At 42.5% G+C, this 16,579-nt stretch carries 21 protein-coding genes; 12 read left to right on the top strand and 9 right to left on the bottom strand.

Features of this window, described 5'->3' with window-relative positions:
- Positions 1–134: 134 nt before the first annotated feature.
- From MCT08_RS05525 to MCT08_RS05515, 3 genes are all read right to left on the bottom strand, one after another.
- Complete coding sequence (locus MCT08_RS05525) at positions 135–1,268, bottom strand: flagellin (RefSeq protein WP_274678026.1); 1,134 nt, start codon at positions 1,266–1,268, stop codon at positions 135–137.
- Positions 1,269–1,410: 142 nt separating this feature from the next.
- A complete protein-coding gene (locus MCT08_RS05520) occupies positions 1,411–2,313 on the bottom strand; it encodes a Dyp-type peroxidase (RefSeq protein WP_274678025.1) in 903 nt (300 codons plus the stop codon).
- A gap of 63 nt (positions 2,314–2,376) precedes the next feature.
- Positions 2,377–2,841, bottom strand: coding sequence for a DUF2919 domain-containing protein (locus MCT08_RS05515; RefSeq protein ID WP_053311872.1), 465 nt, complete (start codon positions 2,839–2,841; stop codon positions 2,377–2,379).
- 346 nt (positions 2,842–3,187) lie between these two features.
- On the opposite strand from MCT08_RS05515, the gene MCT08_RS05510 reads away from it, so the two are divergent.
- Both MCT08_RS05510 and MCT08_RS05505 read left to right on the top strand, forming a co-directional pair.
- Entirely contained in the window at positions 3,188–3,532 is a 345-nt protein-coding gene (locus MCT08_RS05510) for a DUF2956 domain-containing protein (RefSeq protein WP_053311873.1), read from the top strand.
- A 5-nt stretch (positions 3,533–3,537) separates the two neighbouring features.
- Positions 3,538–3,870: a DUF4156 domain-containing protein gene (locus tag MCT08_RS05505; RefSeq protein ID WP_309221707.1), complete on the top strand. Its 333-nt coding sequence runs from the start codon at positions 3,538–3,540 to the stop codon at positions 3,868–3,870.
- Between the two features lie 40 nt (positions 3,871–3,910).
- On the opposite strand, the gene MCT08_RS05500 is transcribed toward MCT08_RS05505, so the two are convergent.
- Complete coding sequence (locus MCT08_RS05500; RefSeq protein ID WP_053311875.1) at positions 3,911–4,198, bottom strand: winged helix-turn-helix domain-containing protein; 288 nt, start codon at positions 4,196–4,198, stop codon at positions 3,911–3,913.
- A 203-nt stretch (positions 4,199–4,401) separates the two neighbouring features.
- Between MCT08_RS05500 and MCT08_RS05495 the strand changes: the two genes are divergently transcribed.
- Genes MCT08_RS05495 through MCT08_RS05480 form a run of 4 tightly spaced genes read left to right on the top strand, consistent with a single transcriptional unit; the run spans position 4,402 to position 6,725 of the window.
- The gene (locus MCT08_RS05495) at positions 4,402–4,749 is read left to right on the top strand and encodes an ArsC family reductase (protein WP_274678024.1); all 348 of its coding nucleotides are present in this window, start codon (positions 4,402–4,404) and stop codon (positions 4,747–4,749) included.
- Positions 4,750–4,765: 16 nt separating this feature from the next.
- Entirely contained in the window at positions 4,766–5,899 is a 1,134-nt protein-coding gene (gene dapE, locus MCT08_RS05490; RefSeq protein WP_053311877.1) for a succinyl-diaminopimelate desuccinylase, read from the top strand.
- Between the two features lie 3 nt (positions 5,900–5,902).
- Positions 5,903–6,586, top strand: a complete 684-nt coding sequence (locus MCT08_RS05485; protein ID WP_274678023.1) for a M15 family metallopeptidase — start codon at positions 5,903–5,905, stop codon at positions 6,584–6,586.
- Position 6,587: 1 nt separating this feature from the next.
- Complete coding sequence (locus tag MCT08_RS05480) at positions 6,588–6,725, top strand: DUF2897 family protein (protein ID WP_274678022.1); 138 nt, start codon at positions 6,588–6,590, stop codon at positions 6,723–6,725.
- Between the two features lie 38 nt (positions 6,726–6,763).
- On the opposite strand, the gene bamC is transcribed toward MCT08_RS05480, so the two are convergent.
- Both bamC and dapA read right to left on the bottom strand, forming a co-directional pair.
- On the bottom strand, positions 6,764–7,783 hold the full coding sequence (gene bamC, locus MCT08_RS05475; protein ID WP_274678021.1) for an outer membrane protein assembly factor BamC: 1,020 nt from the start codon (positions 7,781–7,783) through the stop codon (positions 6,764–6,766).
- A gap of 52 nt (positions 7,784–7,835) precedes the next feature.
- The gene (gene dapA / locus MCT08_RS05470) at positions 7,836–8,714 is read right to left on the bottom strand and encodes a 4-hydroxy-tetrahydrodipicolinate synthase (RefSeq protein WP_053311880.1); all 879 of its coding nucleotides are present in this window, start codon (positions 8,712–8,714) and stop codon (positions 7,836–7,838) included.
- 283 nt (positions 8,715–8,997) lie between these two features.
- Here dapA and MCT08_RS05465 point away from each other — a divergent pair, with 283 nt between their 5' ends.
- Entirely contained in the window at positions 8,998–9,540 is a 543-nt protein-coding gene (locus MCT08_RS05465) for a glycine cleavage system transcriptional repressor (protein ID WP_168521415.1), read from the top strand.
- 17 nt (positions 9,541–9,557) lie between these two features.
- Positions 9,558–10,025, top strand: coding sequence for a thioredoxin-dependent thiol peroxidase (gene bcp / locus MCT08_RS05460; RefSeq protein WP_168521414.1), 468 nt, complete (start codon positions 9,558–9,560; stop codon positions 10,023–10,025).
- Between the two features lie 76 nt (positions 10,026–10,101).
- On the opposite strand, the gene MCT08_RS05455 is transcribed toward bcp, so the two are convergent.
- The 3 genes from MCT08_RS05455 to MCT08_RS05445 all read right to left on the bottom strand — a co-directional run bounded on the left by MCT08_RS05455 (position 10,102) and on the right by MCT08_RS05445 (position 13,494).
- Complete coding sequence (locus MCT08_RS05455; RefSeq protein WP_274678020.1) at positions 10,102–11,973, bottom strand: methyl-accepting chemotaxis protein; 1,872 nt, start codon at positions 11,971–11,973, stop codon at positions 10,102–10,104.
- Positions 11,974–12,183: 210 nt separating this feature from the next.
- Positions 12,184–13,266: an AI-2E family transporter gene (locus tag MCT08_RS05450; RefSeq protein WP_053311903.1), complete on the bottom strand. Its 1,083-nt coding sequence runs from the start codon at positions 13,264–13,266 to the stop codon at positions 12,184–12,186.
- Entirely contained in the window at positions 13,267–13,494 is a 228-nt protein-coding gene (locus MCT08_RS05445) for a sulfurtransferase TusA family protein (RefSeq protein ID WP_168521410.1), read from the bottom strand.
- Positions 13,495–13,691: 197 nt separating this feature from the next.
- Here MCT08_RS05445 and bepA point away from each other — a divergent pair, with 197 nt between their 5' ends.
- Genes bepA through MCT08_RS05425 form a run of 4 tightly spaced genes read left to right on the top strand, consistent with a single transcriptional unit; the run spans position 13,692 to position 16,526 of the window.
- Entirely contained in the window at positions 13,692–15,146 is a 1,455-nt protein-coding gene (bepA, locus tag MCT08_RS05440) for a beta-barrel assembly-enhancing protease (protein WP_425609356.1), read from the top strand.
- Between the two features lie 23 nt (positions 15,147–15,169).
- On the top strand, positions 15,170–15,520 hold the full coding sequence (gene arsC / locus MCT08_RS05435; protein WP_053311906.1) for an arsenate reductase (glutaredoxin): 351 nt from the start codon (positions 15,170–15,172) through the stop codon (positions 15,518–15,520).
- Entirely contained in the window at positions 15,517–16,092 is a 576-nt protein-coding gene (wrbA, locus tag MCT08_RS05430) for an NAD(P)H:quinone oxidoreductase (protein ID WP_053311907.1), read from the top strand. Before arsC ends, wrbA begins: the two co-directional genes overlap by 4 nt.
- Positions 16,089–16,526 carry a DUF2069 domain-containing protein gene (locus tag MCT08_RS05425; protein ID WP_274678018.1) on the top strand — a complete coding sequence of 146 codons (438 nt, stop codon included), beginning with the start codon at positions 16,089–16,091 and terminating at the stop codon, positions 16,524–16,526. The genes wrbA and MCT08_RS05425 overlap by 4 nt, the downstream gene beginning before the upstream one ends.
- The last annotated feature ends 53 nt before the right edge of the window (positions 16,527–16,579 follow it).

The following is a 16,579-nucleotide window of genomic DNA, read 5'->3' as shown; positions in this document are numbered from 1 at the left end:
GTAATTTTTTTGTTTTTTTGAAAAAAAACATCGTTGAAGAGCTAAATGTGACGAAAAGACAAAAAAATGCGGAAAAGTACATTTTTTTGCTAAAGCTTTAAGATGGAATGTCGATAAAGCTTTCTTTTTTATCTTTAGCTAAGCAAGGTGAGCGCTAGGTTCGGCTGTTTTTTAGCCTGAGCGAGAATAGATGTACTGACTTGCTGAAGAATTTGCTGCTTTATCATTTGCGTTGTTTCTTTCGCATAGTCGGCATCTTTAATGCGACTATTAGATGAAGCCAGATTTTCATGAACGTTATCAAGGTTATTAATGGCGTGGCCAAAACGATTTTGTAACGCTCCTAATTCCGCACGATGGCTATCGACATACTGCAGTGCAGTGTCTATCACGGAGACTGCTCTCTGAGCACCGCCCACATCAGTAATATTAAGATTATTAACCGTTTCATACCCGGCTAAGTTCAGTTGCAACTGGTTGGCTAGGCTTCCCTTGAATTCAATGGTTCCTGCTGTTTCTTTTCCAGCCATGAAAACTTGCAACTGCCCTTCTTCATTAACCGATGCCGATACGCTATCAGTTTGACCGTTGATATATGTGGCAAGCTCTTCAATGTCGTCACCCACATTGGCCTTAATTTGAATACTTTCTTGCTTACCTTGTGCATCGGTATAACTCACCACCAGTTGGTTATTGCCTTGGGTCACTTTCCAATCACTATCAGCCTTAACAGTGGCAATATAACTAAAGCCCCCCATCTCAATTCCATCGGAACGCAGATTTTTCAAAGAGACTTGAACCGCTTCACCTGAGCTCGCACCAATTTGAAATGCCGATTGACCAAATGAACCATTGAGCAACTTTCGCCCACCAAAAGAGGTGGTTTCAGCTATTCGGTTCAATTCATCATTCAAAGCGCCCATTTCCTCCTGTAAAGCTTGTCTGTCTGCTTTACTATTTGCGCCATTGGCCGATTGCAAAGAGAGATCACGCATGCGTTGCAACAAATTAGTAGTTTCTTGCATTGCGCCTTCAGCGGTCTGCATGATCGAAATACCATCATTAGCATTACGTACAGCAACGTCTAATCCACGCATCTGAGATTCAAGGCGGTTCGATATCTGTAGGCCTGCAGCGTCATCTTTTGCACTATTAATACGCTTCCCTGAAGCGAGACGCTCCAGAGATTGATTCAACAGGTTGCTTGCTGAGCTCAAGTGACGCTGTGCAACAAGTGCTGAAACATTGGTATTAACCGTAATGGCCATAGTCAGTCCGCAATAGAAATAGAATTACTTCTTTATCGGACAAGTGATGGTTTTCTTTAATCGAAATGAGAGGAAAGGAAAAACAGAGCCTGTGGCTCTGTTTTCTAAATAAATAGACAGGCTAAATAAAGAACATATGAGTTTATTTCAGCTCAAGACTCTGCAACATATCGGCAGAAGGTGCGAAGAAGTAAGCGCCTGTCACTGCCTGGGTAAAACGCAGCAGTTGATCGGTTTTACCATCCGCTACTCCATACATACTGTCTAACATCGCCTTGAAATTATGCAATGTATTGCAATAAGCAATGAACAATAAACCGTGCTCACCACTGACACTACCGTATGGCAAGCTATGACGAACAATTTTTAATCCTTTGCCTTCTTCTTTAAGATCGACTCGACCAACATGCGAAGCCGCAGGGACATTATCAAGTTCAACTGAGTCGGCTTTAGTTCGCCCAATCACTTTCTCTTGTGCTGCAACATTCAAACGATTCCATGCAGGCAAACGATGAACAAAACGTTGCAGCATGACATAACTACCACCCGCCAATTCGCCTTGCTCAATAATGGCCACTTCTTTGCGTCTCTCATCTTTCGGATTTTCTGTGCCATCAATGAAATCAGTCATATCACGGGAATCTAAATAACGAAAGCCGTAAGTTTCATCGACAACCGTAACGCTATCAGCGATTGGTGTCATGAATTTACGTAACAGATAAAACAACAGATCGTGACGCTGAGAATGGCAATGAATCAGTACATCAACATCTGTACTAGGCGCCACGGTGTCGCCTTCACCAAGTACGGCGAAATCGTCCAACTCTTCTGGCATGGTTTGATTTACGTTTTGCCAAAAGGCTTTAGTAAATGCAATTGAAATGGTTAATGCCGCTTCAGGTTGGTTCTGATTAATTTCATCAACCAAACTCGGTAGCACCTTAAGTTGAGAAAGAACTTGAGCATGATTTTGGTTAATTTTTAAAAGACTATACAGCGCAAACGGACCTGCTTCAGGCAAGATCGCTGTTTGAGGTTGTGACATAAGAAATCCTCACTTATTTTTTGCTCAGTGTAATGCAGTTGTTGAGTTTAATATTGATGTTGATCACTGCTTGTCTAATGGTGGAATCGAAAAACAGTCTCGCACACTTTTACTATTAATAAGGTACAAACCAAACCACAGTAATATTAACAACGTGCTAGCATTTGCCCAGTTGAAGAGCCCCTGCTCTAAATAGATATGATAAAACGTTTGAGTAAACTGCAGTACGATCATAACCAATGTTATGAGTTTGCCACGACGAACAATCTGATTAACCCATGCTCGCTCTGGGCTACGCAACCCCACCAACCACATCATGATGATACTTGGTAAACCCATTGCTAAACCTAGATAAAGCATCGAATGATCCGGGTAGACAATATCTAAAATTTTTGAGCCACTTTCTCTACTGGCCCCAGCAACCACAAACACAACCCATGCTTTGGCTAAAAATAACCAACCAAGCCAAATAAATTTAGGCGCTCTCAAAAAGCCATGTTGGTCATACTGGTCTAACGCGTAACGCATCACTACTATACTCTACAAAAATAGGATTTAAAAAATTGCTTTCTATCAAAATCACCAAACTTTAACGTATGGATTTGAAATAGCGAGTTTATTGATTTTCTTTTTATTCCGGCTCTACTCTATACCCAAGCAACTTGAAGTTGCAGGTAGACGGCAAGTGAGTTCATCCCCATGAGCATAGATAAGCGAACGTAGTAACACCACTGCAACTTCAAGTCGGAAGGGTATACAACTCTTCCATGGCTGACCCCCACCCGTCACAAATGCATATTTATCACGTCGTCAACGTGAAGTATGCTCGTGAGAATGTTACGCTAATTGTCTGTCCATTTTGTCTATTTCTATTATGCATAATAAAAAAATTGTACCGTCAGAACAAACTCAACAAGAAGCGATGAAAGTTGCTTTGGCCACTCAAAAACCAGGACAAACCAAAGAACAAACAAAGTTAATCGCTCAAGGCATTGAGAAAGGTATCGCTTTATATAAAAAACAACACAAGGAAAAGCATCGCCAAATCGACAAAGCCAAAAAGAAAGCACAACAGCGAAAACCATCATTATCGATTGGGCCAGCGCCTACCGTAGCAAATCGCGACATGCCAGAAACCGTCAATGGCCCATTAAAATGGTTGCCTTGGGGGTTGCTGATCATTAGCTGGCTCGGTTTTATTATCTATATAATTCGCTAGGATGCATGATGAGAATATTACTGATTACCTTGCTTGCGGCATTTATTGTTGGTTGCACAACGCCTAACCATCAATTACTAGATAACGCACAACAGGTGCATATTAGAATGGATTCTGGATTTGATGCCACTCAATGTGAATGGCTGGGAGAGGCAACTGGCACTGAAGGATCGTGGTACAGCTCATGGCTATATCCTAACGATATCCTTATTGCAGGTGCTATCTCTGACTTAAAAAATCGTGCCTATCAATTAGGAGGAGATACTATCTTTGTCGCGGTTCCTCATCATTTTCAAACCTCTGTAACTCTGTTCGGTAGCGTCTACCGCTGCTACTAAACCTGAGAGTAAACCAAAGAAAAAGCCAGCAAACGCTGGCTTATGCACTAAATCCAAGGCTAATCGCAATATCACTATGACGATCTAACACCCATTGACTATCAAACGGCCCCCAATCGGACAGTTGATAGTAACCGTCGTTGTGACGTCTCCCATCTTGAACGAACATCAGTTCAATCCCTATCCCCGGCAGCGCTTTCAGTACATCTTGAATAGTACGTCGAGGCCAGCCCGTTTTCTCGATGAGTTTGGGTACATTTGGTCTTTCAAGGCTTTCTACTAACAAAGCTAAATACAGTCGCCTTGCAAAAACAGGACTCAATTCCATTGACACCTCCTATAACTGTGCAGCCTCATTATTTCTTTTTTCACATAGAGAATGTTGCGTTCGATCAATAACTGTCCAATAGTCACCGATGGAAGCACTATTTTTTTTAGCTATGAAATAAAACCATCTCTATTTTGTAAGGTAACGCGCTTCCTGATAGGATTTGGCAAACACAAAAATAAACGCGCTCAACAAGGATTTTTATGACCATTATCATGTATGGCATCCCAAACTGCGACACCATAAAAAAAGCAAAAAAATGGTTAGATAACGCCACCGTTGATTATCAGTTCCACGATTATCGCAAGCAAGGGATCCCCCCTGAATTAGTCAACCAATTTTGCCAAGCACTGGGCTGGGAAGTGGTTGTGAACAAACGTGGTACGACGTTCCGTCAACTATCGGTCTTGCAAAAGGAAGCTCTTAATGCAGAAACAGCTGTTGATTTATTAGTTGAAAACCCTGCCATGATTAAACGACCCATTTTAATGGTAGATAATCAATATTATATTGGCTTTAAAGCTGAACAATACGCTTCTATTTTTTCTTAATACAAGGATTTCAAGGATGACAGATAGCCCTGTACTGGCTCTCGCAAAAGACCTCATTAGCCGTAAGTCAGTGACTCCCGAAGATGCCGGCTGCCAAGAGGTAATGATTGAACGCCTCCAAGCTCTCGGTTTTACCGTAGAGATGATGGTGTTTGAAGACACGACAAATTTCTGGGCACGCCGTGGGACTCAATCACCACTGTTTGCCTTCGCGGGTCACACTGATGTGGTTCCTGCTGGTCCTCTGACTCAATGGCGAACGCCACCATTTGAACCAACTGTCATTGATGGTCACCTACATGGTCGTGGCGCTGCAGATATGAAAGGTTCTTTGGCCTGCATGGTTGTGGCTGTCGAGCGCTTTATTGCTCAATATCCAGACCATCAAGGCTCAATTGCCTTTTTGATCACATCCGATGAAGAAGGTCCATTTATCAATGGCACCACACGAGTGGTCGATACATTAATGGCACGTAATGAAAAAATTGACATGTGTATTGTGGGTGAACCTTCAAGTACATTAAGCGTGGGTGATGTGGTCAAAAACGGTCGCCGTGGATCGATTACAGGAGACTTGCGCATTAAAGGCACGCAAGGTCATGTGGCTTATCCCCATTTAGCAAATAACCCTATCCACCAATCGTTACCAGCATTAGCGGAACTCGCGGCAACGAAATGGGATGAAGGTAACGCCTATTTCCCACCCACCAGCTTTCAAATACCGAATTTACATTCCGGAACTGGGGCATCAAATGTGATCCCAGGAGAGTTTGATGTGCAATTTAACTTCCGCTTTAGCACTGAATTAACCGATCAAGAAATTAAACGACGCGTACATTCAACCTTAGACGCGCACGGTTTAGATTACGAGTTAGAGTGGACTCTTAGTGGCCAACCGTTTTTAACCGATGCAGGGACTCTACTTGATGCCGTGGTTAAAGCGGTTGATGAAGTTAACCACAAAACACCAGAGCTACTAACGACTGGCGGTACATCTGATGGGCGCTTTATCGCTCAAATGGGTGCGCAAGTGGTCGAGCTTGGTCCTGTAAATGCGACTATTCATAAAGTAAACGAGTGCGTCAGTGTTGCCGACCTTGAAAAACTCACCGACATGTACCAAAAGACACTTGAAAATATATTGGCCTAACCGATGACCCCCAAACAGCTAACGGGACAAACCGATACTCATCTTGAAAGTGTTACGGTTGGACAAAAAGCGTTCTTGGTTCACCCTCTGGTGAGCCAGGATTTGCTTGCTCTCAAGCAAGCCGCCGATGGCGCGGGTTTTAATTTTAACATTACCAGTGGCTTTCGCGATTTTGAACGTCAGCTCAACATATGGAATCGTAAAATGTCAGGTCAAGCTGAAGTATTAGGTGACGACAGCACCCCGCTAAATCTGGATTCGCTAACTGAAGAGCAAAAGGTATTTGCAATTTTACGCTGGTCAGCATTACCAGGCGGCAGTCGCCATCATTGGGGGACTGACTTTGATGTCTTTGATCGCAGTGCTTTACCTACAGGAATGACACTAAAATTAGAGCCTTGGGAATATTTGACGGGTCATCAAGCTCATTTTTATCAATGGTTGACAGTACACCTCGCTGAATTTGGTTTCTTTTTTCCTTACCAACAAGATAAAGGTGGCGTAGCGTGTGAGCCTTGGCATATTAGCCATAAAACTACCGCTCAACTCTGCCTTGAACAACTGACTTGCGAACAATTAGCCAAACAACTCGATCAAGCCCCTCTTTTGGGTAAACAGGCAGTGCAAGCACACTTAACTCAGGTCTACAATCAATACATCACTAATATCAGCCAACCAGAGTTCTAATATGGAATTTATCACCAACCCTTGGGTTATAAGCATTGTTATCTTAGCGGTTTTTGTCGGCAATATTGCAGCACTAAAATACACCGCCAAAATGAAGTTTGGCCAGATGGATAAAGACAAAAAAACCGATTCAAAATAAAAATAAAGGGACTTTCATCCCTTTATTTTTTCCTGATATTACTGCTGCTCAACAATAGCAGACAGCATCGGTACCATATCTTTAAGTAACGCTTCCTCTACCGGCTTACCGGCGGAGTTAGTTATATTGATCGAAGTTCGGTTGCCTAAATCGCCAAATAAGAAAGTGTAAGTGCCATCTTTGAGTTCGATCGGCTTAACCCCTACCTCTTCCCAGAAGGCATCATCAGACGCTGCATATTTTGCTTTAATCGTACCTTGAGACTGATTACGCTCTTCTAATATAAAACCCATCTTTGGCAATATGTCAGGCAAACGTTGCCACAGTACATCGTAGGATGTACGCGCAATAATCACAGGGAAACCACTGCGATCTGTCCCCATAGTGATTGGGATTTGTTTCACTAACTCTTGAGCCTTACGCGCCGCTTCTTCACGTAGGTCAGTGTCATAGCGAGAAGTCACCAAATTGGTCATAAAGACATTATAGCGCTCTTTATTTGTCATGCTGACAGGGAGCTCTTTGCCATCTTCGCGCCAATCAATCAGTGATATTTTAAAACCAAAACGGTTATTCGCCTCGATACGTGAAATCAGATAACGGCTACCCAGTTCAACCACTTCATCTTCAGAAGTCCAACTAACCCAATCAGTCTCTAAAACGGTATCAGTTTGAGAAACGATACCAATATTTCGTTCATCCAACATGGTAAGTACTGTTTGCCACACCTTGTTCGCTTCATCTTGCCTAATCAACCATAAGGTGACTTCACCATTTTGGCGTTCAACGCGAGCTCCGGGAATCAACTCTAGTACCTGTTGAGGCGGACGAATATCAACAAGAGGTCCAACCCCTCCTGAAAAATCACCACGAGGGATCTCATAATTAGGATAAAACTGTGGTGTTGCACCTTGAGGTAATTGCCATTCTTTCAGCGCTGGGGTTTCTAAATACTCGAAATCATCTTTAGCTTGGCGGCGCTGAGACGCTCCACCAGAACATGCGCTCAAAACAAAAACAGCTAGTGAACTGATAACTAGCTGATGGGTAAATTTCATTCAAACTCCTAGACTGCCGAGGAGAAATACCTCGGCACAATATTGAATAGTTTTAATAGATACAAGCTTCTGTCATGGCTTGGGCAACAGTTGGTCGCGCTTGTTCAGACAGTTCTGTCAAAGGTAGACGTAGATCACCATTTGTGATCAATCCTAATTTATGAGCTGCCCATTTTACTGGAATTGGGCTTGACTCAACAAATAAACCTTTGTGTAATGGCATCAATCGTTGGTTAATGATTTCCGCTTCGTCAAATTTACCAGCTAACGCCAAATGCATCATTTTAGCCATATCTTCGGCTGCAATGTTATTCGTAACAGAAATCACACCTTGACCACCAAGCTTCACGAATTCTAACCCAGTAGCATCATCACCACTTAATAAAACGAAGTCGTTACCACAGAGCTCTCGGTGTAATGCGACTCGGCTTAAATCACCTGTTGCATCTTTTAGTGCAACGATGTTACTGATTTCCGCAAGGCGAGCAACCGTTTCTGGATGCAAATCAACAGCCGTTCGACCCGGTACATTATAAAGAATTTGTGGAATATCGGTCTCTTGAGAAATCGCTTTATAGTGCTGAAACAGACCTTCTTGAGTTGGTTTATTGTAATAAGGAGTGACGCTTAAGCACCCAGCAATACCAATGTTATTCAGCAAACGACTAAAAGTGACCGATTCATGCGTTGCGTTAGCACCAGTGCCCGCAATCACAGGAATTCTACCTTCAGAAAACTCAACAGTTTTCGCGACAACCTTGACATGCTCTTCAACGGTTAGCGTGGCTGATTCACCTGTTGTTCCTACAGCAACAATCGCATCTGTTCCTGCCGCTACGTGGAAATCCACAAGCTTTTTCAGACTAACAAAATCTACCTCACCATCATGATTGAACGGTGTAATTAACGCTACAATACTTCCTGAAAACATGTCCATCTCCCTAAATTGTTACTTTCTGCATGGTACTGTAAGGCGATTGAAAAACACAAGGGATTAAATACGCTTAATCAGTCCATTTGGGTGAATATTTATCAGATGTTAGACGTCTAGCAAAGAACATCTTGAAAGAGCGAACCTTATAGCGCAGCGCGATAAGCGGATGTCAGCAGTAGGTCATTTTCAATAAAAGAACGTTTAAAAAGGCAATTAATCACCATTTTTCTATAATTTAACTGTGATACCATGCCCAAAATGATAAAAGTGAAGCGATATTATGAATCAACACCTAGTGATCACTGCCGTAGGTACAGACCGCCCCGGAATCTGTAATGAAATCGTACGATTAGTCACCCAGTCAGGTGGTAATATCATTGATAGCAGAATTGCACTCTTCGGAAAAGAATTTACGCTCATTATGTTGGTGTCTGGCAGCACCAGTAATATAACGCGTGTAGAAACAACACTGCCATTATTAGGCCAGCAACATGATCTGATCACCATGATGAAACGTACTTCTCCCCATGACTATCAAGATAATGCCTATACCCTCGAAGTGTTTGTTGAATCAGAAGATAAAGTCGGTCTCACGGAAAAATTCACCCAATTCTTTGCAGAACGTGGGATTGGTATGGCATCACTGAGCGCACAAACAATCAGTAAGTCGAAATTGCATCTCGATCATGACCAATTTCATATTGCGATTACTGCTAGCGTCGATTCAGAATGTAACTTGATGCACCTTCAAGAAGAGTTTGACAGTTTATGCACCACTCTTGATGTACAAGGTTCTCTTAACTTTATAAAAAATAGCCAATAAAATAAAAAGGAAGAACAATGAAAACGCTCACAGCAGGCACACCAGCACCAGCCTTCTCGCTTCTAGATCAAGATGAAAATACCGTATCCCTTGCGGATTTTTCAGGTAAAAAAGTGTTGTTTTATTTTTATCCCAAAGCAATGACACCTGGCTGCACTGTTCAAGCACAAGGGCTTCGTGATGTTAAACTTGAATTAGATGCTCACAATGTAGTGGTATTAGGCGTGAGTATTGATCCAGTTAAACGACTAGGCAAGTTTATTGAGCGTGACAACTTGAATTTCACACTACTATCAGATGAAGACCATGCCGTTGCTGAACAATTTGGAGTATGGGGAGAAAAGAAATTTATAGGAAAAGTCTACGATGGACTACATCGCATCAGTTTCTTAATTAATGAACAAGGCACTATTGAGCACGTTTTCGATAAATTCAAAACCAAAGATCACCATGAAGTAGTCTTAGCTTATTTGAATGGACAGTAGTCACTCACTATAGTAATGAACGTAAAAATGCCAGTCGTTATAAGCGGCTGGCATTTTTATTTTTTATGACGACGAGCTAAACGATGAATTTATTCATCAGCGCATCTTGTTCTCGTACATTCTCGGTTTGCACCTGCATCGCAACATTCGCCTCTTCAGCAGATTGTGCAACTTGAGTGGATAGATCTTTAATCTTCACCGTATTGGTGTTGATCTCTTCCGCAACTAAGCTCTGCTCTTCTGCTGCCGATGCGATTTGAATATTCATATCGGAGATAGCTTGGATTGCATCGCGGATACGATTTAGTGCCGAATTAGCACTTTTCGCTTTATCTACCGCATCAACCGCCGTTGTCTTACTTTCATTCATCGCTGACGATACTGAGCTTGCACCAACTTGCAGTTGCTCGATCATGTTTCGAATCTCAGTCGTCGATTGCTGTGTTCGTTGTGCCAGCGTTCGCACCTCATCAGCCACCACAGCAAACCCGCGACCAGACTCCCCAGCACGCGCCGCTTCAATAGCCGCATTCAATGCAAGTAAGTTGGTTTGGTCGGCAATATCATTGATTACTTTCAGAATGGTTTCAATATTCGCCGTTGCAGATTCTAATCCTTTCACTTCTTCAACAGCTTGGTCGATGCGAGCAGATAACATATCAATCGACATTGTAGTTTCATTCACAACTTTCGAACCATCTAGAGTAGCTTCATCGGCTTCTCTCGCTGCAGCGGCTGCACCTTGAGCATTATTCGCAACTTCTGTCGATGTCACGGCCATCTCATGCATTGCGGTGGCTAACTGCTCTAACTCTTCCAACTGTGTACGCATCGCATCGGCTGATTCATGAGCGCCTTGTACCGTCAATTCAGTACCACGCATGATCTCTTGACCAATCGCTTTGGATTGTGTGATTTGTTTTTGCAATGTTTCGGTAAAAGTATTAAACCCTAGCGCTAGCTCAGCAAATTCCTTATCCGTATTAGTATTCAAACGCTTGGTAAGATCGCCCTGCCCAGACGCAACATCCTTTATCGCCTCATTCAAGGTGCCTAAAGGTCGCATCAACACTTTAATGAGGAAGCTCAAGACAATAACACTCAATATCACACCGATGAGAGTGTAAATAATGGAGCTATTTCTGAGCGTAGTGATGGTGCTAAATGCAATGGATTCATCAATGATTGCTCCGATATACCAGTTTTCGCTCGGTATCTGAGTAAAATCAACCAAGAAATCCTGTCCATTCATTTCAATTCGTTGAGTGCCATCTTTAACAGAGACTTGAGGTAGGTAAGTAGAAATATTCTGCCCGTTGTTTTTGCTATCAGGGTGAGCAATCGTCGTACCATCAGCCGTTACAATGAAAAGGTAGCCAGCATCAAATAAGTTAACTGAATTAACCAAATCAGCAAGGCCAGTCAACTCTAGGTCATAAAACATCGCACCGGTAAATTGGCCACTATTAAAAACAGGTGTACCAATTGAAATAATGACATTTTTTGTTGAAACATCAACATACGGTGCTGTAACGACTAATTTTCTCGATGACTTAGCATCAATAAACCAAGGACGCTTGCGAGGGTCATAATCACCACTCGGTTCCCAAGCATCATCATTTTCAACCACAATACCATCACTGTTGTAACCAAATCCGACCGCTAAGAAGCTCTTTTTAAGCTTAGGCTTTTCTAAGACATTTTTTACATAATCTCGGTTATCCGGATCAAGCTCCAACACTTCGGTCATGGACTGAGCCAATCCCTTTTTACTCTCCATTTCAGAAACAACGGTATTTTTCACCCCTTTAACCATTTCATTTAAGCTATCTGCTACTAGATATTCAACTTCCGTGCGAACAGTACTTAATTGCTGAATTGACAGCAAAGAAACGGTAACCAATAGTAATGCAGAAGAGGCTGCGACTATTTTTTGGCTAAACTTCATATGTATCCCTCATTGTTACCAATTATTATTGTGGCTGATTGCCATTCTTATTGTGGTTATAGTTATGTATCGCCAAGCCAAATGAAAACTGAAGTTTTTTTACCTTTTGTCTACATGAGTTTAATAAACATATCGCATTTGAACAAAAAAAAACCCTAACTAATGATAGTTAGGGTCACCTTTTATAAAACTATTTATTTAACTCATTGTTCATACTGAAGTTGATGTGATGTCAGGATCTGAATCATCGGTGCTTGGCAAAGCATGCCAAACCGCTTTAACTAATGTCGCTAGTGGAATCGCAAAGAAAACCCCCCAAAAACCCCACAGACCACCGAACACGAGTACTGCCACAATAATAGCTACAGGATGAAGATTGACCGCCTCTGAAAAGAGCACTGGAACTAACACGTTACCATCTAAAGCTTGAATAATGCCATAAGCAATGAGCAACGTATAAAACGGTGGGGTAACGCCCCATTGAAACAAGCCTACAATCGCCACCGGTACAGTTACCGCTGCAGCTCCAATGTAAGGAATTAATACCGATAACCCAACCGCGACAGCCAATAGAACAGAATAGCGTAAATCTAGTATGGCAAAGGTCACGTAACTAACTCCACCGACAATCAATATCTCTAAGACTTTGCCACGGATATAGTTGGTGATTTGCTGGTTCATCTCCTGCCAAACTCTGGTCGCTAATTTTCGGTTTCGAGGCAGTAAACCACTCGCTATTCGCAACATTTCATTTTTATCTTTGAGCAAGAAAAATAGCAGTAATGGCACTAAAATCAGATACACACCTAATGTGGCTAAGCTGACCAAAGATGCCAAAGAACCTTTAAGTACACTTTCACCCATTCCTAGAGCTTGATTTTTCGCGTTGCTGATCACTGATTCGACAATTTGTAAATTAGCCAATTCAGGATAACGTTCTGGGATAGAAACGATAAACTTCTGTAAACCTGCATACATGTTGGGAATGTCATTGATCAGGTTGCCAACTTGCTGCCAAATCGTCGGAACTAAGCCAAAAATAGCCAGAAGCATTAAGCCGACAAAGAGTAAAATAACTAAGATAACCGAGACAGTTCGAGGAATATTCAAGCGGCACAGTTGTATCACTGGCCATTCCAAAAGATACGCCAAGACTATAGCGACCAACAACGGCGCAATAAGATGGCCAAAGAAATAGATAGTAATGAAACCAAAAAATAGAATGGCAACCAGACTAACGGCATGAGGGTCAGAAAAACGTCTTCGATACCAACGACTTACCATTTCGAGCATTTAATCAAGTCCTTTCATTATTTTTAACGAAAAATTACAGGATGCCGTTTCAATCCGGCAAGAAAAACCATTGCTAGTTAAATACTTTTCTATATCTTGCTTAGAACCAGAGTCTGCGATCAAAATAGTCAACTCATCGCCATACTTCATTTGAGCAGTGTGACGTTTCGCAAGTAATAAAGCCATAGGGCAACGCTGTTGACGTAAATCCAGAATATTTGGTTCCATTCTGACGCTCAATGCTTAATATAGGCCTGCTATTGTATCGGTTTTTTACTGGTACGTCAGTGTTTATCCAAACACGAAAACTGGTAGGATCAATCTTGTTTTGTAACCATTTACATTCATGATTTGAAATTGGAAACCAATCACTACTTTCAATGTCTTACAAACAAGATGATTATGGAGTATCACTGAACAATATGATGTTTAAACGCGCTCGTTCTCTACTTTGTCTTTGTGTCACTGCGGCACTCAATGTGCCGGCAATAAGTTACGCAGACACCATTGAGTTACCGGATATCGGCACCGTTGCAGGTTCAACCCTAACGATTGATCAAGAACTGATTTATGGTGATGCTTACATGCGCATGCTTCGCAATAGTCAGCCTATCGTTAACGATCCCGTTATCAACGAGTACATTGATAACCTCGGACACAAGTTGGTTGCTAACGCGAATGACGTCAAAACACCATTTACTTTCTTTATGATCCGAGATCGCAATATTAATGCGTTTGCCTTTTTTGGTGGGTACGTTGCCTTACATTCGGGTTTATTTTTGCATGCTCAATCTGAAAGCGAGTTAGCTTCGGTGCTTTCTCACGAAATAGCCCACGTGACGCAGCGACACCTAGCTCGTAGCATGGAAGAACAAGCTCGGCGCTCCCCGGTAAACATTGCGGCGCTGGCCGGTTCATTATTGTTAGCCATTGCCGCTCCTGAAGCGGGTATTGCCGCAATGACCGCAGCAACGGCAGGCGGTATGCAAAGCCAAATCAATTATACACGGAGTAATGAAAAAGAAGCAGACCGTTTTGGAATTGCCACCTTAGCTAAAGCAGGCTTTGAAGCGCAAGCCATGCCAAGATTCTTTGGCCGCTTAGCTGATGAATATCGTTACGCAAGCAAACCACCACCAATGCTTCTAACTCACCCTCTGCCAGAAGACCGCATTACTGATAGCCGTGAGCGAGCACAACATTATCCACCACTACGCTTGCAGCCATCACTGGATTATCATTTAACACGTTCTCGGATTGTAGCCCGTTATGCTGGGATTGATGCCGAAGCAGCACTAGATTGGTTTACTCGCACCGAGAAAAAAGCAGCGCCAGACCTTTCATCGGCCTTTCAATATGGTAAGGCTTTAGTGTACTTAGACAGTAAACAGCTGGATAAATCAGCCGCCATTTTGAGCAAACTGATCGCCCAAGACCCGAATAATAACTTTTATCTTGATGCTATGGCAGACCTTGAAATCGCTGAAAACCAAGCGGCAAAAGCGCAAATTCTGTTAGAAAAAGCGCTCCAACAAAAACCAAACAATCCAACGCTGATGATTAACTACGCCAATAGTTTGTTAAGACAAAATAAACTCGCAGAAGCGGTGCGAGTATTACAGCGTTATACCCACGACAACCCTAACGATGTCAACGGGTGGAGTTTGTTGTCCGAAGCAAATATCAGTATAGGCAATAGCCAAGAAGATCTTGCTGCGCGAGCCGAGTTACTTGCACTAAGAGCAAACTGGAATAAAGCTATTCAGTATTACACCCAAGCCAGCCAACTCGCCAAATTAGGCAGCCTAGAACAAGCTCGCTATGATGCACGTATCGACCAATTAATGGTTCAACGTGACCGATTCTTATCACTCCAATAATTACAAAATCACTAGGAGAAAACATGTCAGTCGTGATTTATCACAACCCAAAATGCTCAAAAAGCCGTGAGACACTCACTCTACTCGAAGCTCGAAATATTGAGCCAGAGATCGTCAAATATCTCGATGAAACACTCACTGTTGAACAACTAAAAATACTGTATGCTCAACTCGGTATAGAGCAAGTTCGAGCAATGATGCGTACCAAAGAGGCTCTTTATAAAGAACTCGACCTTGGGAATCCATCACTTAGCGACGAGCAACTTTTTGAAGCGATGGTTGCCAATCCAAAGCTAATTGAACGTCCTATTGTCGTGGCTAATGGAAAAGCACGCCATGGCCGCCCACCAGAGCAAGTTCTTGAAATTTTATGAGTAATAAGATTGTCGTGCTCTACTACAGTAGACACGGCTCAACTCAGGCACTGGCAAGGCAAATCGCTCGCGGTATTGAATCGCAATCAGGCTGTGAAGCCATACTGCGAACCGTGCCCGAAATTGAAAATCATAGCCACCAGCCCAAAGACCCGTACCTTACACTTGATGAACTCAAAGAGTGTGATGGTTTGGCTTTTGGTAGTCCGGTTTGGTTTGGCAATATGGCCGCTCCGCTCAAACATTTTTGGGATCAAACCACACCGCTCTGGGTCAGTGGCGCATTAATTGACAAACCAGCTTGTGTCTTTACTTCTTCGTCATCACTGCATGGTGGTCAAGAAACGACGCAACACAGTATGTTATTACCATTAATGCACCACGGCATGTTGATTGTTGGCATTCCTTATTCGGAACCAACACTACATACTACAACATCTGGTGGAACACCTTATGGCGCAAGCCATGTGGCAGCAGAAAGTGCTCAACTCTCAACTCAAGAAAGTGAATTAGCACGCCATTTAGGACAAAGGCTGGCCACGATTGCAAGCCGATTAAAGGATAGATTATGACGGCAGATATGACGCCACGCACCAAACAATTTCGTTGGTTAGCATTACTCGGAAACTTATCGTTATTGGTATGGGTTGTGTTATGGCAGTACTCACTCTCCCCTCACCCACATCTCAACAATGCTACTTTAGCCATTGCTTGGAGCATTCCCTTGCTATTACCTTTACCTGGGATATTAGCTGGAAAACCATACACTCATGCATGGGCTAACTTTGTTTTAATGCTCTACTTTCTGCACGCACTCACATTGATTTACGTCGATGGTGGAGAACGCTGGTTGGCCGTTATCGAGCTTATTCTTACTTTTGCGGCATTCTTAGGTAATATCCTTTACGCTCGTCACCGAGGCAAAGAACTGGGCTTGAAGCTCAAACGTCTGTCTGAAGTTGAAAAGCAAGAAAAAGCGAACTTTGGCCAACAAACAGAAAAGTAACACTTAAAACTTTAGTGATTTATATACAAAAAAGAGCCTTAAATTAGGGCTCT

It is taken from the genome of Vibrio aestuarianus, from assembly GCF_028858425.1.
GTDB classification, from domain to species: domain Bacteria; phylum Pseudomonadota; class Gammaproteobacteria; order Enterobacterales; family Vibrionaceae; genus Vibrio; species Vibrio aestuarianus.
The sequence above is the reverse complement of the archived record's forward strand: the minus strand, read 5'-3'. Positions and strand labels throughout refer to the sequence as shown.

Bases quoted from the DNA above. Each gene is read 5' to 3' on its own strand.
- MCT08_RS05525 (WP_274678026.1), bottom strand. From the start codon at position 1,268: ATGGCCATTACGGTTAATACCAATGTTTCAGCACTTGTTGCACAGCGT.
- MCT08_RS05520 (WP_274678025.1), bottom strand. From the start codon at position 2,313: ATGTCACAACCTCAAACAGCGATCTTGCCTGAAGCAGGTCCGTTTGCG.
- MCT08_RS05515 (WP_053311872.1), bottom strand. From the start codon at position 2,841: ATGCGTTACGCGTTAGACCAGTATGACCAACATGGCTTTTTGAGAGCG.
- MCT08_RS05510 (WP_053311873.1), top strand. From the start codon at position 3,188: ATGCATAATAAAAAAATTGTACCGTCAGAACAAACTCAACAAGAAGCG.
- MCT08_RS05505 (WP_309221707.1), top strand. From the start codon at position 3,538: ATGATGAGAATATTACTGATTACCTTGCTTGCGGCATTTATTGTTGGT.
- MCT08_RS05500 (WP_053311875.1), bottom strand. From the start codon at position 4,198: ATGGAATTGAGTCCTGTTTTTGCAAGGCGACTGTATTTAGCTTTGTTA.
- MCT08_RS05495 (WP_274678024.1), top strand. From the start codon at position 4,402: ATGACCATTATCATGTATGGCATCCCAAACTGCGACACCATAAAAAAA.
- dapE (WP_053311877.1), top strand. From the start codon at position 4,766: ATGACAGATAGCCCTGTACTGGCTCTCGCAAAAGACCTCATTAGCCGT.
- MCT08_RS05485 (WP_274678023.1), top strand. From the start codon at position 5,903: ATGACCCCCAAACAGCTAACGGGACAAACCGATACTCATCTTGAAAGT.
- MCT08_RS05480 (WP_274678022.1), top strand. From the start codon at position 6,588: ATGGAATTTATCACCAACCCTTGGGTTATAAGCATTGTTATCTTAGCG.
- bamC (WP_274678021.1), bottom strand. From the start codon at position 7,783: ATGAAATTTACCCATCAGCTAGTTATCAGTTCACTAGCTGTTTTTGTT.
- dapA (WP_053311880.1), bottom strand. From the start codon at position 8,714: ATGTTTTCAGGAAGTATTGTAGCGTTAATTACACCGTTCAATCATGAT.
- MCT08_RS05465 (WP_168521415.1), top strand. From the start codon at position 8,998: ATGAATCAACACCTAGTGATCACTGCCGTAGGTACAGACCGCCCCGGA.
- bcp (WP_168521414.1), top strand. From the start codon at position 9,558: ATGAAAACGCTCACAGCAGGCACACCAGCACCAGCCTTCTCGCTTCTA.
- MCT08_RS05455 (WP_274678020.1), bottom strand. From the start codon at position 11,973: ATGAAGTTTAGCCAAAAAATAGTCGCAGCCTCTTCTGCATTACTATTG.
- MCT08_RS05450 (WP_053311903.1), bottom strand. From the start codon at position 13,266: ATGCTCGAAATGGTAAGTCGTTGGTATCGAAGACGTTTTTCTGACCCT.
- MCT08_RS05445 (WP_168521410.1), bottom strand. From the start codon at position 13,494: ATGGAACCAAATATTCTGGATTTACGTCAACAGCGTTGCCCTATGGCT.
- bepA (WP_425609356.1), top strand. From the start codon at position 13,692: ATGTTTAAACGCGCTCGTTCTCTACTTTGTCTTTGTGTCACTGCGGCA.
- arsC (WP_053311906.1), top strand. From the start codon at position 15,170: ATGTCAGTCGTGATTTATCACAACCCAAAATGCTCAAAAAGCCGTGAG.
- wrbA (WP_053311907.1), top strand. From the start codon at position 15,517: ATGAGTAATAAGATTGTCGTGCTCTACTACAGTAGACACGGCTCAACT.
- MCT08_RS05425 (WP_274678018.1), top strand. From the start codon at position 16,089: ATGACGGCAGATATGACGCCACGCACCAAACAATTTCGTTGGTTAGCA.